Here is a 15,757-nt window from a genome sequence, read left to right on the forward strand (position 1 = left end):
GAGCTCAGGCGGCTTGCAGCGTGGCCGTTTTGCCCGTTGGCGCACCGGGCCTGCCCCCTGATTAGCCGTACACGGGCTGGCATCTCATATTAGAATGGGCCTTTGTTGCACTTACTTGTACTTATTTGCACTTACTCAGACAGACTCTCAGACACGATGGCTTACAAGACACTTGAAGATACGATAGGCAATACCCCGCTGGTGCAACTGACGCGCCTGCCAGGGGCCGATGCAATTGCGCGCAATAACGTCATACTCGGCAAGCTGGAAGGCAATAATCCAGCCGGTTCCGTGAAGGACCGCGCCGCCATGTCCATGCTCAAGCGCGCTGAAGAGCGCGGTCTCATCAAGCCAGGCGATACCCTGATCGAAGCGACCAGCGGCAATACCGGCATTGCGCTGGCCATGGCCGCCGCCCTGCGCGGCTACAAAATGTTGCTGTTGATGCCAGATAACCTCAGTGTGGAACGGCGTCAGAGCATGGCTGCCTATGGCGCCGATATCTTGCTCACGCCCAAGACGGGCGGCATGGAATATGCGCGCGACCTGGCGGAACAGATGCAGAAAGATGGCCGTGGCGTGATCCTCGACCAGTTCGCCAATGAAGACAATTCGCGCGCCCACTATGAAAGCACGGGGCCGGAAATCTGGCGCGATACGCAAGGGCGCGTGACGCACTTCGTCAGCGCCATGGGCACCACGGGCACCATCATGGGCGTGTCGCGTTACCTGAAGGAACAGAACCCTGCCATCCAGATCATCGGCGCCCAGCCCGAGGAAGGCTCGCAAATCCCCGGCATCCGCAAATGGCCGGAAGCATACTTGCCGAAAATTTACGACAAGGCGAGAGTGGACCAGATCGAATACGTGAGCCAGGGCGTGGCCGAGCGCATGGCGCGCAGCCTGGCGGCGGAAGAAGGCTTGTTCTGCGGCATTTCGGCGGCAGGTGCGTGCGAAATCGCGCTGCGCATTTCGCAGACCGTGGAAAACGCAACCATCGTGTTTGTCGTGTGCGACCGCGGCGATCGTTATTTATCGACCGGCGTGTTTCCAGCGTAATAATTAAAACAGGGAAGTTTGTGGTGGCCTGAACGGCCGAGAAATACCCCCTCCCCAGAACTGGGGAGGGAAAACCTGCTGACTGGCAGGATCAGCCTTGTGGCGTTTCGCCTTCTTTTGGCTTGAATTGCTTGTCGCTGATGCGGAATTTGTTGCGACGGTCACCCATCAGGTAACGCAGGTCACGAATGCTCAGATCGCTGACTTCGTGCATGCGGATCAACAGCGATGCGCCGACCGGCAGGCGGTGGTGGCGAATTTTGCTGATGACTGGTGGCGCTACTTCCAGCGCGCGGGACAGGGCTGCGTCATTTTTCAGGCGCAGGTTTTCGATCAGGGTATCGAGCAATCTGTTTGGGTTGTATTGCAGCAGATCATCGGAATCCGAATCGCTGTTCATATCAATGCCGACTTGATTTGTCATGATGTTGTTTGTTCCTTCTGTAGTTGCACTGCAAAGTAAAAACACTCGGAGCTCGCTCTTGCTGCGTTCATGTTCATTCTTTACTAAAAGGAACGATTTCACACATGGTAGATCCGGGGTACAGTTTTCGTAATATATACACAATTGTACAGCACGACTCAGTTTCTTGCAGGAAAGTATCTGTATCGTGCCCTGTACTTCATAGATGTTGTCTATTTGCAACGCCTATTTATTCTTTGCTATCTTCTATGATAGATCAAAAATTGTACTTTGACAAAAGTTAATTATAAAACCACGCCGTATTTTCCGGTCGCACACATGGCTGGCGAGCAGAGCAAGAACGATGTTAATGTCACTACCTTAGACCTGAACGGTGGGGGCTTCAACATCGCTTACGCTTTCTTACAAGTAATATTATAACTTTACACCGACTTTTAGTTAGCGCGAGCGCGCTTGACGAACCGCCTTGCCCAAGTCGATAACGGACATGGCATAAAAGTAACTTCTGTTGTATTGAGTTATAGCAAAGAAGTTATTGGTTGCCAAGCTATACTCTGTTGCTTCGGAGCCATTCTGCAGGTCGATCAGGCCGAAAAGCATGTTTTGTGGCGGGTTCGCCACGCTGCTGACGCCGGCTGCCTGCAGCTCTTGCAGGCGGTATTTCGCTTCCAGTCCCTGGCCGATGAATTTCTCCCAGGCGCGGCTGGGCGACACGGTGGCCGGGTAGGTGATGATGGCCGGATCGTCGCGCTTCCAGCCATGCTCGATGAGGAAATTGGCCACGCTGCCGATGGCGTCGGCAGTCGAATTACGCAGGTCGATATGACTATCGCCATCGAAGTCCACCGCATATTTCATGATGCTGCTGGGCATGAACTGGGGCAGGCCGATGGCGCCTGCGTAGGAACCGAGCAAAGTCAGCGGATCGATGCCATCCTTGCGCGCGAATAGCAGCGCGTTTTCCAGTTCCCCCTTGAAAAACGCCATGCGGGCGGCGCGGTTCGGGCTTTCCGGATACGAAAACGCCAGGGTGGCCAGCGCGTCGAGCACGCGGAAGCGGCCCGTATTACGGCCATACACGGTTTCCACGCCGATGATGCCGACGATGATCTCGGCCGGCACGCCGTACTCGCGTTCGGCGCGCGCCAGCGCTTCGGCGTTCTCATCCCAGAATTTCACGCCTGCATTGATGCGCACCGGTTCGATGAAGCGGGCGCTGTAGGCTTGCCAGTTTTTCGGCTTGCCTGGCGGCGCCGGTTTCATCAACTGCACCGCCGTATCCACATAACGCACCCTGGCGATCAGCTCGTCGAGTGCGGCCCGGTCGAAACCGTCCCTGGCCGCTATATCGTCGAGGAAGGCCCGCACTTCTTTCCAGTTGGCGTAATTGACGTCATCGCCTTCGAAGTCAAACTTGGCCGGGGCTTTTTGCGCCACCGTTTTTACCGGGGATTTTTTGGTTGCTTGTGACTTGGCTGCGCGCAGTGCCTGGGCGCGGTCGGCAGCCGAGATATTGCTGTTTTCGCCGGCGTAGGCAGTGTTGCACACGCTGGACAGGAACAAGGGAAGCGAGAACAACAGGGACAGGGGAGCGTATTTGATCGGTAACAAGGAGCGTCTCATCGGCATTGGGTTAGCAGGCGGCGCAAGGTGGCTTGCGCGCGGGTTTGTTCATCCACACTGGCGTTACCATACTTCATCGCGGCGTAGATTGCCAGGAAGCGCGCCATGGCGGCGTGCGCCTCGGGCCTGGCCGTGATACTGGCCAGCCGCGCAGCATAACTGTGCGGGCCTTCATGCGGCGCACGGCTGCAGCCGCGGCGCGCCTGCTGGCGGCAAAATTGCGCATACAGGGTATCGAGCCCATCGCCAGATTGAGCGTGCTTGCGGTGGATCAGCCATCCTGCCACAGCGGCCAGCGCCGCCAATACAGCACAGGCCAGCGCAATGGTCGTTGGCGAGAGCGACCTGGCGGCAGCGAGGGCGTCGCGCTGGCGCTGCGGCGTGTAATCGAGCACCCAGCTTTTCCAGCCCTGTTCGACGCGCTGCCACTGGCTGCGCCAGGCGTCGACCGTGCCGCCGCTATCGCCATCGAGGCCGATCAGGGTGCGCCAGCTTGCCACGGCAGGCGGCAACGCTGCAGCCAGATTGCGCTCGGTGCGCAGCGGCGCCACCGCGCTGGTAGGGTCGATACGCACCCAGCCGCGCCCGGCCAGCCAGACTTCGCTCCAGGCGTGCGCGTCGGACTGGCGCAGGCTCAAGCTGCCATCGGCATGGCGTTCACCACCCTGGTAGCCGGTGACCACGCGGGCCGGTATGCCCATGGCGCGCATCAGCACCGTAAAGCTGCCCGCATAGTGTTCGCAAAATCCCGCCTGGGTATGGAACAGAAAATCATCGACGCCATCGCCGTCCAGCAAGGGCGGTTGCAAGGTGTAGCGGAATGGTGCTTGCCGAAAATACGTGAGCACGGCTGCTATCGCCGCCTCGGGTGCTAATTGCTGCGCGCCGCTGCCGCGCAATTGCCGCGCCCAGGCCCGGCTGCGCGGATTGACGCCGGCCGGCAGTTGCAGCCATCGCCGCTGCTGCGCCGCCGTCAGCTTCGTTTGCAAGCGGTAGCCCATGGCGGAACTGGCGCGGTAGCGCACGGGCGCATCGATGGGGCGCACGGTCGACACCTCCAGCGCCGGCGACACCAGGTAGGGATTGCCGGCCAGGCGCTCGATGGAGCGGGGCAGGTCGAGTACCAGGATGCGGCGCTGGCCGCTGGGCTGCAAGTTGACGGTGTAATCGCTGCGTGCGCCATCGAGCACGATGTCCGTCTTGCCGCCCTCGGCAGGTTCTGGGCCGCGCGTCCAGCTCGTGCCATCGTAATCGTTCAGCACCAGGCCACGCCAGTACAACTGATCCTGTGGCGGGATAGGCGTGCTGAAACGCGCCGTCAGCACGGTCTCGCCAGACAGGGCCAGGCTGGCGATGGCGCCTGGCGCCATGCTGTCGCTCAGTCCCGTGCGCGCCTGTGCGCCGGCGTGGGAAGCGCCCCACAGGGGACCGCTGATGCGCGGCACCGCAAAAAACAGCAGCACCGAGAGGGGGATGACGATGGCCAGCATCTGGCCCAGCAAACGCAAACGCTGCCATAGCGGCGCTTGCACGGCGCCGTACCGGGACGACAATAAGCCGGCCAGCAGCATCACGATGGTGGCCAGCATCCAGACGGCGGCAGCGATGCCCTGGGCATGGAAAAAGCTGGCCAGCAGCAGGAAAAAACTCAGGAAGACAAATACGAAGATATCGCGCCGGCCATGCATTTCCAGCGATTTCAAGGACAGCAGCAAGGCCAGCATGGCCACGCCGGGATCGCGGCCCAGCAAGCTGCCATAGCTGAGGTAGACGCCGCCGATGCCCAGCAGGGCCAGCGGCAGCAAGACTGGCAGCGGTGGCTGGCGCAGGCCGCGCACGGTGATCACGGCGCGCCACAGCAGGGGCGCGGCAACGGCGGCCGACAGCCAGGCCGGCAAGTGCAGCGCATGCGGCGCCAGCACCATCGCGGCCGCCAGCAACAGCAGCACAATATCGGCTTTTTCGCGGCCCAGATGGCGCATCATGGCGCTTCCGCCAGCGCGCGCAAACAGCTTTCCTGGTGGCGTGGGCCCAGGCCGGGCGCCATGCTCAAACCATCGAGGCGCAAGCCGTACGGCAAGCCTGCCGCTTCCGCTTGCAGCACCCAGGCGGCCAGGCGTGACAGCCGCGCTTCCATGGTGAGCGTGTCGGGCAGGCTGGCCAGATCGAACCAGAGAGCGCCTTGCCGGCTATCCGTAGCCTGGAAATGCTTGCTGTATAAGTGTTCGCCATCGTGGCGGGCGATCTGGCGCCAGGCCAGCCTTTGTAGCGGATCGCCGGGCTGGTAGGCGCGCACGCCGGCCAGTTCGTGGTGCTGGTCTTGCGCTTGCATGCTGGCCGGTGGCGTGGGAAGTGGCGGGCTGGGGTTTTCCGGACGCGGCAGCACCAGCACGCGCGCTTCGGGCTGCCATCAGCACCAGGCGTAAAACAGGCCTAGCGGAAAACTGCTGGACAGGTGCAGGGATGGCGCTTGCAGCCAGCCGCGCCGGGTGGCTGCCACGGTGATGACGAGGATGCTCTCGCCATGTGCGGTCACATCGGCTTGCTGGACCTCAGCATGGGGCGTGGCCAGGGAGATGGCGTGGCGCGAACGTGCGCTGCGGTTGATCAGGCGCAGCGTGAATACTGCGCTGTCACCGGCAAATACGGGTATTCCCGGCGTGGCGGCCAGCGACAGGCCAGCCAGGTTGCGGCTGGCGAACAGCATGTCGACGATGGCGCAGGCGGCGACAAAACAGGTCAGCGCATAACCTAAGCCCAGCTGGAAATTGACGGCGGCGATCCACAGCGCCAGCAGCAGCGCGCCGAACGCCAGGCCGGCGCGCGAGGGGCGGATATGCACGCGGTGCGCGCCCAGCCAGGGCCGTACCGGCAAATAAGACCGCCATGGTCCGCCGCTGCCTTGCATGGCGCTCAGACGGGCACGGCCAGCAGCAATTGCTGCAGCAGCGCGCGGCTGTACGCCGTGCCTGGCGTTCCTTGCGCCGGATGCAGCCGGTGCGCGCAGACGGGCAGCAGCATCGCCTGCACATCTTCGGGCGTGACGTGGTCGCGCCCCGCCAGCGCGGCCCAGGCGCGTGCCGCCTGCAGCAGGGCCAGCGCGGCGCGCGGACTCAAACCATCGACAAACGCGCCGTCATTGCGCGTGGCGTGCACCAGCGCCAGCACATAGTCGGCCAGCGCGGGCGCAGCATGGATGTGCTTCAGCGCCGCTTGCGCCTGCAGCAGTTCTTCGGCGTTCATCACGGCCGGCAATTGCTGCAGCATGCGGCGGCGGTCGGCGCCCAGCAGCAGGGCGCGTTCGGTGGCGGCGTCCGGGTAGCCGAGGGTGACGCACATCAGGAAGCGGTCCAGCTGCGATTCGGGCAGCGGAAAAGTGCCCAGCTGGTGTGCGCAGTTTTGCGTGGCGATCACGAAGAAGGGCTGCGGCAAGCTGCGCGTCACGCCATCCTGGCTCACTTGCCGCTCTTCCATCGCTTCGAGCAAGCCCGATTGGGTCTTCGGCGTGGCGCGGTTGATTTCATCGGCCAGCAGCACTTGTGTGAACAGCGGGCCAGGGTGAAACACGAAACTGCCGCTGCCCCGGTCGTACACGGACATGCCGGCCACGTCGGCCGGCAGCAGGTCGCTGGTAAATTGCTGACGCTTCCATTGCAGTCCCAGCGTGATGGCCAGCGCATGCGCCAGCGTGGTCTTGCCTACGCCAGGCACGTCTTCGATCAACAGATGGCCGCCGGCCAGCACGCAGGCCAGGGTCTGGCGGATTTGCAGTTCTTTGCCGACCAGTACGTCGCCGATCTGGCGCGCGGCCGCGTGTATTTTCAAAAACATGGGGTTTCCATCGTGGGGCAAGGGCTGATTAATTTACAATGACTGCGCCTGGATCAGGTGAATGACGATGCGCCTGCCTGGCACGCTGCCCGCCAGCGGCACGCACGTGGTAGATTAGAACAGAAGCAGAGTAAAAGCACGCCAGGATTTTAAGCGAGAAGGCGTCCGAGGATACAGAGACCAAGAGTACAGCAATGAGTACAGCTATGAGTACAGCTATTTATACCCACCCCGATTGCCGCCGCCACGAGATGGGCGAGTGGCATCCCGAATCGCCGGCGCGCCTGCAGGCTATCAGCGATCAACTGATCCTTGCGCATATCAGCGACCTGGTCGAGCACCGTGATGGGGTGCGCGCGCAATTGTCCGATATCGAACGCAATCACAGCGCCACGGCGATCGGGCTGGTGCGCGACAATGTGCCGGCAGAGGGAGATTATTATCCGCTCGACGGCGACACCCTGCTCAATGCGCACAGCTACAACGCGGCGCTGGCGGCGGCCGGTTCCGCCGTGGCGGCCACCGACGCCGTCATCGATGGCGAGATTATCAATGCCTTTTGCGCCATCCGCCCGCCTGGCCACCACGCGCGGCCCAGCGAACCGATGGGTTTTTGCCTGTTCAATAATGTCGCCATCGCCGCCAAGCATGCGCTCGACGTGCGCGGGCTGGAACGGGTGGCCATCGTCGACTTCGACGTACATCACGGCAATGGCACGGCAGAATCGGTGGCGCACGACCCGCGCATTTTGATGGTGAGCTTTTTCCAGCATCCGTATTATCCCTACAGCGATGTGGAGTCGTACACGGACACGCGGGTCAACGTGCCCGTGCCGGCCCGCTCGAAAGGCGATGTGGTGCGCCAGCTGGTGCTGGACCACTGGCTGCCGGCGCTGCACCGGCACCAGCCGCAGATGCTGTTCATTTCCGCCGGTTTCGACGCCCACCGCGAAGACGATGTGGGCGGCATGGGCCTGGTCGAAGCCGATTACAGCTGGATGACGGAACAGATGATGGCGGTGGCCAAACAATATGGCAATGGCCGCATCGTCAGCTGCCTCGAAGGCGGCTACAACCTGTCGTCGCTGGGCCGCAGCGTGGCGGCGCATGTGAAGGCGCTGGCGGAATTGTAAGGTGGTCTGATTCTAAAACAGCGGCAGGCGGCTGCGCGAGTTGGTATGCCGATGCGTCTGGAAACCGAGCGCGTCGCCGGCCATGAAGCGCCGCCAGGCTTGCGTATAGACCGCCGAGGACTTGTCGGTGTCGAAGCTGTCCAGGTGCAGCATGTCGCGGTGATGCTTGATTTCATTGACCAGCTGGTCGTACAGCGCTTGCAAGCCGTAGGTATCGGCGCTCTGGCGTTTCAAGGTATCTTCCAGCGCCGCGATTTTCAGTTGCAGCTGGCGATAGTCTTTTTGCAGCCGCGCCAGACTGTGCGGCGGACGCTTGACGGGGCCTGCCTGACGATAGCGCGCGCCTGAACCCAAGCGCGTCTTTTCTTTCCGCCCGACGATATCGTCTTCCGGCGTTGGCATGTCGCCAGCCTTTTCCATCACCATGTGTACCGCTTCCCTTCGTTTGAATCCGGCAGATGCAAAGAGCAGCTCCGGAAATCATTGCTTTTCATTTAAGAGGCGGTATTAGAGCATATTTTTTTATTGCTGAAAATAAATATAATAGCCTTTGTAGAAATATTTACAATTTTGTATCTTAATGTATATTGATGGCAGGATGCTTGCCGCTGGCCATGGTCTCGCTGGCATAGGTCAGTATCAGCAAGGTATTGTCGTCCCAGCTGCGGTCATGCAGCGGCGGCACATAGCGGCGCAGGTCTTCCTTCAGACGCACGCTCATCGAGCGAGTGCTCGAACGCGCTTCGACGGAGGCGAGTGTGTGGCGCGACGGAAATGGCACGTGGATCAGTGCAGAATGGCAGGGGCCGCCCGCCATGCGGAAAAAATTACGCATGATGAAGGAGAGCTGCTCCTGCTCCACCGCCCAGCGCACTTCGCATTCGAGCCGCAAGTCGCCCAGCCGGCGCACATTGGGCGGCAGGCCCGGCGTATGGATGTCGGGCTGCCAGCGCAGCGAGGCGCGTTTCTTGTTGCTGACCAGGTCGGCGTTTGCATCGTAGGCCGTCTTGTCGCGCGACAGGACGAAGGTGCCTTCTGCTGACAGCGGAATCGGAATCGACAGATTGTCTGCCGACAAGTGCAGGGTCACGTCATCGAGCGTGTCCTCTGGCGTGGAGGGCAATAGCATGAAGCGCAGCGGCGCAGCCGGCGCCAGCTGCAGATGATCGGCATAGGCGTCCAGTCCCCTGAGCATGGTGCGATAGGGGCGCAGGTCGGGATCGCGCGCGCTTTGTACATCGACGATTTGCTGCATTTCCTGCCTGGCCGTGCCATCGCCAGCGATCACCGGTTCTTGGGCCATCGCTGGCAGCAGGCACGCTGCCATGGCGGCGAGGAAGGAAAGGCGGGAAATGGGCATGGAAAGCGTGCTCGGTTAATGTGCTATGGAGGAAACGGCTTGCAATGAATCAATAGCTGCTGTCCTGCAGCATGGGCCAACGAATCTTAGCATTGAGTCAAATGCCAAAATATCACCAATTGTCTCGCTGGCGTCGCACGGCAGGGCTGCGTCGTCCATAAAATGGGACGCCCGGGCGGCAACCACGTAAAATAGCGGATTGACTGAACGATTTTGAAAGCAAGAGCATGGCGATACAATGGTACCCAGGACACATGAACGCGGCCCGCAAGAAGGCGGCCGAAACCATGGAAAACACCGATCTGGTGATTGAAGTGGTCGACGCGCGTCTGCCGGCCGCCAGTTGCAATCCCATGGTGGAAGAGCTGCGCCTGTTCCGCCAGCGCCCCTGCCTGAAAATCCTCAACAAGATCGACCTGGCCGATCCGGAAGCGACCGCCGCCTGGGTAGCCTATTTCAATGCCCAGGAAGGCGTGACTGCGTACGCCATGACGACCAAGAAGCCGGGCGACGTGGCGCGCATACCGGAGCTGGCGAAGTCGCTGGCGCCGCATCGCGGCGTGCCGACCAAGCCGCTGCGCATCATGATCATGGGCATCCCCAACGTGGGCAAATCGACCCTGATGAACGCCTTGCTGAAAAAGCGCGTGGCCAAGGTGGGCGACGAGCCGGCCGTGACCAAGATGCAGCAAAAGCTTTATCTGGACAAGAACACCATCCTGGTCGATACGCCCGGCATGCTGTGGCCGAAGATTGCCGTGCCCAGCGATGGCCTGATGCTGGCGGCCAGCCACGCGATCGGTTCGAATGCGCTGATTGAAGAAGAAGTGGCAGTGTTCCTGGCCGAGGAGCTGCTCAAGCGCTACCCGCACTTGCTGCACGCGCGCTACGGCACCAAGGTTGATGAAGTCGATGCGATCGGCGTGGTCGAAGGCATCGCCGCCAAGCGCGGTTTCCGCATCAAGGGCGGCGACTACGATTTCGAAAAAGCCTCGCACACCCTGCTGCTCGATTACCGCAGTGGTACTTTGGGACGCATTTCGCTGGAAACGCCGGACACGCGCGGCGCCCTGCTGGCGCAGCACGCGGCCGAGATGGCAGAAAAAGCGGCAAAAGCCGCCGCCCTGGCAGCCGAGAAGGCGGCCAATGCGTCGCGCGGCAAGCGCGGCACCTGACAGGCCTGACTCAAAAAAAAGCGCCGCGACAGCAATCTCGCGGCGCTTTTTTTATGCGGCGTGGCTCTCGCCAAACCTGAAACTGGTCACCGCCAGCGCACCGGCGAAATCATCTTCGTGATACACGACCTGCGCCGCTTCCTGTTCGGCCGCGCCCAGCGCCACCATCAGCGGCAGCAGATGGTCTTCGTATGGATGCGACTGGCGCGCGCCGGGCGCCTGGTCCCAATGCAGCAAGTGTTCCAGGCGCTGGGCCGGCGGCTGCGCCATGACCAGCCTTAGCCAGGCGTCGAACTGGTGCGAGGCGATGGCGCCCGGCTGGCCGAACTGGCGCAGGTTGTGGTAGCTGAGGCCACTGCCGGCAATCAGCACGCCTTGCCGGCGCAGGACGGCCAGTGCGCGGCCCACTTCGATATGCGTGAGCGGATCGTAGCCGTGTTTCAGCGACAGCTGCACCAGCGGCACGTCCGCTTGCGGATAGATCGGGTACAGGGCGCTGAAAGTGCCGTGGTCAAAGCCCCGTTCATGGTCCAGGCGCGCAGGGTGGCCAGCCGCGTCGAGCAAGTCTTTGACTTGCGCTGCCAGCGCCGGGTCGCCTGGCGCCGGATACTGGATTTGATAGGTATGCGGCGGAAAACCCGAATAGTCATACAGCATGCCGGGACGCGGGCTGGCCGAGACCAAAAATTGCGGTCCTTCCCAGTGCGCCGTGACGACCAGCACGGCCTTGGGCCGCAGGCCGATCTGGCGCGGGATATCTTTCAGCGATGCTTCGAGCACGTCGTAGCGGTTGCCGACATGCTCTTTCATGAAGGGCCAGGGGCCGCCGCCGTGCGACAGGAAATAGGTGGGGAAAATGTGCTCTTGCATGGCGATTCCTCGATGGGATGGCTGGTGATGGCACTACTATAGTCATGACTGCACAGTTGATCAATACAGGGATTATTGATATATCATTTCCTTTTTGTTGATGATGGTGAGCTCATGGATACCTTGCGCAGCATGCGCGTGTTTCGCGCCGTGGTGGAACTCGATAGTTTCGTGCGGGCCAGCGAGCGCCTGAACCTGTCGCCGGCCATGGTCAGCAAGCACGTGATGCACCTGGAGCGCCATCTGGGCGCGCGTTTGCTGAACCGCAGCAGCCGTCACCTGAGCCTGACGGAAATCGGCAAGGTGTATTTTGAACAATGCCGCGACATGCTCGATAACCTCGATGAAGTGGAAGCGACCGTGGGCCGCACGACGGTGGTGCCGCGCGGCATGGTGCGCCTGAGCGCGCCCGTCTGGTTTGCCAATCCCATTTTTACGCGGACCCTGGCCGCCTACCGCGCGCGTTTTCCTGAAGTCACCTTCGATGTCGACCTGAGCGGCCGCGTGGTCAACCTGGTCGAAGAGGGCTTTGACCTGGCGCTGCGCGTATGGCAGCCGACGGCGCAGACGCCCACGCCCAATCTGATTGCGCGGCCCATCGGCAGCATCGAATTCCACCTGGTGGCGGCGCCGTCCTACCTGGCGCGCGCGGGGCGGCCGCAAACGCCGCAAGAGCTGGCACGGCACGCGATGATCAGCTATTCGCTGCTGGCCAGCGGCAATGAGCTGCGCCTGGACGGTGCGCAGGGGCGCGAAACGGTCAAGTTCCAGCCTGTATTGCAAAGTAATAATGAAAGCCTGCTGCATGCGGCCGCGCTGGACGCCATGGGCATTGCCCTGCTGCCATCGTGGCAGACGGATGCCGACCTGGCCGCCGGACGGCTGGAGCGCTTGTTTGACAACTATGGCCTGGCTGGCGGCACGGTGTACGCCGTCTACACGAGCCGGCGCTACCTGTCGTCGAAGGTGCGCACCTTCATCGACTTCCTGGCCGAGGAAGGCAGTCTGGGCCAATAGCACAGGAGCGGGGTTTTTATGCCCTTTCTCCGCGCTTGCCTGGCCCGCCGCCGTGCGTATAATGGGCCGCCTCAGCCTTTTCAACGACCGCGATAGCGGTCACCCTGCTTCCACCCGCATGTTCAAGCCATCCGCCATGAGGTCTGCCGCCCCCCGCAAGCGCTTCGCCGTGCCAGCATCACGCGCGGTGCTGCTGGCCGCCCTGATGGCGCCTGGCCTGGTGCTGGCGCAGCAGGTGGTCGTCACGGGTACGCGCAATGGCTTGGCGCAGGCCACTACGTCCATCGGCGCGCGCGTTTTCAGTGGTGACGAGATCCGCCGCTCGGGCGCCAGCGACCTGATCGAAGCCTTGCGCAAGCTGGCAGGCATCGATCTGCGGCGCGCACCGCAGTCATCGCAGCGCCCCGATCTGCGCGTTGCTGGCGCAGCCTATGGCGCGGGCGCCAAGGCGAGCGCCGCATCGGCGGCGTCTGGCGCCAACTTGCCGGCAAACGCAGAGCAGGGCGATGCGCTGCTGTCCCTGATCCCGCTGGAGAATGTGGAAAGGGTCGAAGTCTCGGGCAGCGGCGCCGTCAAGGTAGTCACGCGCCAGCCAGCGGCCGGCGCCACGCATGGTGAACTGTTTAGCGAGGCGGGCGAGTTCGACCAGCGCGACAACCGGCTTTCCCTGGCGCGCAACCGCGACGGCCTGTCGCTCGATGGCGCGCTGGAAGAGCAGCGCAACGGCAATTACCGCGACGGCAGCGACTTCCGCCAGCATAGCTTCAGCGGCGGCGCCGAATGGAAGGTGGAGCATGGCCGTTTTGGTTTCAGCGCCGACAGCGTCGACCAGGATACCCGCTACCCGGCGCCGCCCGGCCTTTTTTCCAGCATCACGGCACTGGGCCAGCGCCCTGACGACCTGTATGCGTACAACGTCAGGCGCGCCAGCGCCTTCGTGCAGCGCTATATCGGCAATATCGACCTGGGCCTGGAAGTGTCGCAGCGTGAAAAAAACGCGTCGACCAGCTACGTGGGCGACAACGGCGGCTATGTCTCGGCCTATGACAGCCGCCAGTGGCAGATCTCGCCGCGCGTGCGCCATTATGGCAAGTGGGGCGGCGCCACCACCGATACCGAACTGGGAATCGACCTGATGCAGTGGCAGCGCCGCACGGCCAGTGTCACGCCTGACGAAACCGATCAGGTGGTGCGGCGCCAGCATTCGCGCGCCGTGCTGCTGCGCGAAGAGCTGGCGTTTGGCGGACCGCATGCGCCGCGTTTGCTGTTCGGCCTGCGCCATGAGCAGTATCACCTGGACGCGGCCGACCTGCCGCCGGGGGGCAGCGCCTGGGAAAACCAGAATGCCTGGGATCTCCAGGCCAGTTATGACTTTACGCCGCTGCTGAGCATCTATGCCAAGGCGGCGCGCAGCTACCGTATCGATGATGATGGCTATACCAGCGCCGGCTACCGCCCGCTGGCCGGCCAGCTGCGCCAGGAGCGTGAAATGGGCGCGACCTGGGGCAACGCGGCGCGCAGCCTCTCGCTGCGCGTGTTCAGCGAACACCTGCGCAACGAGATCATCTTCGATCAAAGCCTGGGCCAGCAGGGATATGCGGGCAATCTGGAACCGAGCAGGCGCGATGGGCTGGTGCTCGAGGCGGGCATGAACCTGAACCGCGACTGGCGCATCGGCGGCCAGGCGCAGCAGGTCAATGCCAGTTTCGACGACTATCCGTATCATGGCCAGGATATAGCGCTGGTGCCCAAGACGCTGCTGTCGGCCCGTTTATACTGGGTGCCGCCCGGTGGCGCCAGCAACGCGGACATGGGCGTGCAATGGCTGCGCGCCCTGCGTTATGGCAGTGATTTCGAGCAAAGCTGCCTGGCGCAAGTGCCGGCCTTCGCCACGCTCGATGGCCACTACACGCGCAAGATGGGCGCCTGGGAGCTGGGCCTGTCCGGCAGCAACCTGACGAATCGCCGCCATTATGGCGACGCGCCCGCATGCCGCTCCAGCATTTACCAGAATGACGCACGGCAGTTGCGCGTGTCGCTGCGCTACCGCTTTTAAATAGCATTTCCAAATTCACCACGTCCCTGCAGCGCTTAAGGCGGCCTTAATCGCGTGCGTAGCAGCTAAAAATGCTGTCTTTTTTACTGCTGGTCCTGAAAGTCTGCTGCAAAAAGTGGTAATCTCGCGCTGTTCACGACCACTTGATGATGAAGGATTATTATGCGTTTCATGCGTTTCCTGGCCCCTATGCTGGCCGCCGTCGCTTTCATGGCAAGCACCACCGGCGCCATGGCTGCCGATACCGGCTTTACCACGCTCACCACGCCGGTGCCGACCGAGACCAGCAAGAAGGTCGAAGTGGTCGAATATTTCATGTATTCCTGCCCGCATTGCAATGCACTCGACCCGCTGATGCATGACTGGGTCAAGAAGCAGGGCGACAAGATCGCCTTCCGCCGCGTGCATCTGGCCTTCTCGGGCCCGAAAGATCCGCAAGCCCATGCCTATGTCACGCTTGAAGCGATGGGCCAGCTCGATCAATTCCACGACAAGATTTTCCGCGCCATCCACGTTGAGCGCAACCGCCTGAACAGCGACAGCGCCATCCTCGACCTGCTGGTGAAAAACGGCATCGACAAGGCCAAGTACCTGGAGATGTTCAATTCCTTCGGCGTGCAGACCAAGCTCAAACGCAACGAACAATTGATCGCCGCCGCCAAGATCGACAGCGCGCCGACCATCATCGTCGACGGCCGTTTCGTCACCTCGCCGGCGCAGCTGTCGCGTCCGGGCCAATCTGAACGCCAGGCACAGGAAGCTACCCTGGCCGTGATGGATGGACTGGTCGCACGCGTCGTCAAGGAGCGTGGCGCGGCACCGGCCAAGAAGTAATCAGTCAGACTTATTCACCCACCGGAGATCGTCATGAAACAGCTGCCCTGGACTTTATGCGTACTGGCCCTGGCCCTCGTGGTCTGGTTGTCGCTCGCTGTCGTCAGCACGGAAAACCAGCGTAACGCCCTGGTCAGCAAGACCTGCGCCGATCCGATGTTCAAGGGCGAGGTGGACGCCAAATGCCTGGCGACCGTGCAGTCGCGCGCGCACTGGTGGCAGCATCTGACGTACGCGATGACGCATATCCGTTCCTGACACCCGCAAGTGTCAAGGACTGAAAGCCCGCCTTGTGCGTAATGCCGTTCAGTTAAGACTGAACGGCATTTTTATTTGGGTCTTGTAAACGGCAAGTTCAGCTGTTAACCTGCCGAG

At 61.9% G+C, this 15,757-nt stretch carries 16 protein-coding genes; 7 read left to right on the forward strand and 9 right to left on the reverse strand.

Annotated features, from left to right (window positions below):
• The first annotated feature begins 156 nt into the window (after nucleotides 1–156).
• Nucleotides 157–1,059, forward strand: a complete 903-nt coding sequence (gene cysM, locus HDE72_RS26455) for a cysteine synthase CysM (protein WP_183748331.1) — start codon at nucleotides 157–159, stop codon at nucleotides 1,057–1,059.
• A 91-nt stretch (nucleotides 1,060–1,150) separates the two neighbouring features.
• Here cysM and HDE72_RS26460 read toward each other — a convergent pair whose 3' ends face one another.
• From HDE72_RS26460 to HDE72_RS26485, 6 genes are all read right to left on the reverse strand, one after another.
• Complete coding sequence (locus tag HDE72_RS26460; RefSeq protein WP_034751784.1) at nucleotides 1,151–1,483, reverse strand: hypothetical protein; 333 nt, start codon at nucleotides 1,481–1,483, stop codon at nucleotides 1,151–1,153.
• A 438-nt stretch (nucleotides 1,484–1,921) separates the two neighbouring features.
• Nucleotides 1,922–3,094: a lytic murein transglycosylase B gene (gene mltB / locus HDE72_RS26465; protein WP_260176979.1), complete on the reverse strand. Its 1,173-nt coding sequence runs from the start codon at nucleotides 3,092–3,094 to the stop codon at nucleotides 1,922–1,924.
• An 8-nt stretch (nucleotides 3,095–3,102) separates the two neighbouring features.
• Nucleotides 3,103–5,091, reverse strand: a complete 1,989-nt coding sequence (locus tag HDE72_RS26470) for a transglutaminase TgpA family protein (RefSeq protein WP_183748335.1) — start codon at nucleotides 5,089–5,091, stop codon at nucleotides 3,103–3,105.
• Nucleotides 5,088–5,498: a DUF58 domain-containing protein gene (locus HDE72_RS26475; protein WP_183748337.1), complete on the reverse strand. Its 411-nt coding sequence runs from the start codon at nucleotides 5,496–5,498 to the stop codon at nucleotides 5,088–5,090. The genes HDE72_RS26470 and HDE72_RS26475 overlap by 4 nt, the downstream gene beginning before the upstream one ends.
• Nucleotides 5,499–5,516: 18 nt before the next feature.
• Entirely contained in the window at nucleotides 5,517–6,014 is a 498-nt protein-coding gene (locus HDE72_RS26480; RefSeq protein WP_183748339.1) for a hypothetical protein, read from the reverse strand.
• A 5-nt stretch (nucleotides 6,015–6,019) separates the two neighbouring features.
• Nucleotides 6,020–6,937, reverse strand: a complete 918-nt coding sequence (locus HDE72_RS26485; protein WP_183748341.1) for an AAA family ATPase — start codon at nucleotides 6,935–6,937, stop codon at nucleotides 6,020–6,022.
• 206 nt (nucleotides 6,938–7,143) lie between these two features.
• Here HDE72_RS26485 and HDE72_RS26490 point away from each other — a divergent pair, with 206 nt between their 5' ends.
• Nucleotides 7,144–8,070 (forward strand): histone deacetylase family protein, encoded by a 927-nt coding sequence (locus HDE72_RS26490; protein WP_183748343.1) that lies wholly within the window; start codon nucleotides 7,144–7,146, stop codon nucleotides 8,068–8,070.
• 12 nt (nucleotides 8,071–8,082) lie between these two features.
• Here HDE72_RS26490 and HDE72_RS26495 read toward each other — a convergent pair whose 3' ends face one another.
• Complete coding sequence (locus tag HDE72_RS26495; RefSeq protein ID WP_183748345.1) at nucleotides 8,083–8,496, reverse strand: hypothetical protein; 414 nt, start codon at nucleotides 8,494–8,496, stop codon at nucleotides 8,083–8,085.
• A gap of 151 nt (nucleotides 8,497–8,647) precedes the next feature.
• Entirely contained in the window at nucleotides 8,648–9,430 is a 783-nt protein-coding gene (locus HDE72_RS26500; protein ID WP_183748347.1) for a hypothetical protein, read from the reverse strand.
• A 227-nt stretch (nucleotides 9,431–9,657) separates the two neighbouring features.
• On the opposite strand from HDE72_RS26500, the gene ylqF reads away from it, so the two are divergent.
• Nucleotides 9,658–10,605, forward strand: a complete 948-nt coding sequence (ylqF, locus tag HDE72_RS26505) for a ribosome biogenesis GTPase YlqF (protein WP_183748349.1) — start codon at nucleotides 9,658–9,660, stop codon at nucleotides 10,603–10,605.
• 51 nt (nucleotides 10,606–10,656) lie between these two features.
• On the opposite strand, the gene HDE72_RS26510 is transcribed toward ylqF, so the two are convergent.
• The gene (locus tag HDE72_RS26510; RefSeq protein WP_183748351.1) at nucleotides 10,657–11,475 is read right to left on the reverse strand and encodes a DODA-type extradiol aromatic ring-opening family dioxygenase; all 819 of its coding nucleotides are present in this window, start codon (nucleotides 11,473–11,475) and stop codon (nucleotides 10,657–10,659) included.
• A gap of 114 nt (nucleotides 11,476–11,589) precedes the next feature.
• Here HDE72_RS26510 and HDE72_RS26515 point away from each other — a divergent pair, with 114 nt between their 5' ends.
• From HDE72_RS26515 to HDE72_RS26530, 4 genes are all read left to right on the forward strand, one after another.
• Complete coding sequence (locus tag HDE72_RS26515; protein WP_183748353.1) at nucleotides 11,590–12,492, forward strand: LysR family transcriptional regulator; 903 nt, start codon at nucleotides 11,590–11,592, stop codon at nucleotides 12,490–12,492.
• Nucleotides 12,493–12,628: 136 nt separating this feature from the next.
• Entirely contained in the window at nucleotides 12,629–14,548 is a 1,920-nt protein-coding gene (locus HDE72_RS26520; RefSeq protein ID WP_183748355.1) for a TonB-dependent receptor, read from the forward strand.
• Nucleotides 14,549–14,710: 162 nt separating this feature from the next.
• The gene (locus HDE72_RS26525; RefSeq protein WP_183748357.1) at nucleotides 14,711–15,382 is read left to right on the forward strand and encodes a thiol:disulfide interchange protein DsbA/DsbL; all 672 of its coding nucleotides are present in this window, start codon (nucleotides 14,711–14,713) and stop codon (nucleotides 15,380–15,382) included.
• 33 nt (nucleotides 15,383–15,415) lie between these two features.
• Nucleotides 15,416–15,640, forward strand: coding sequence for a hypothetical protein (locus HDE72_RS26530; protein ID WP_183748359.1), 225 nt, complete (start codon nucleotides 15,416–15,418; stop codon nucleotides 15,638–15,640).
• Nucleotides 15,641–15,757 lie beyond the last annotated feature (117 nt).

The organism is Janthinobacterium saanense, assembly GCF_014200675.1.
In the GTDB taxonomy this organism is placed as follows: Bacteria; Pseudomonadota; Gammaproteobacteria; order Burkholderiales; family Burkholderiaceae_D; genus Janthinobacterium.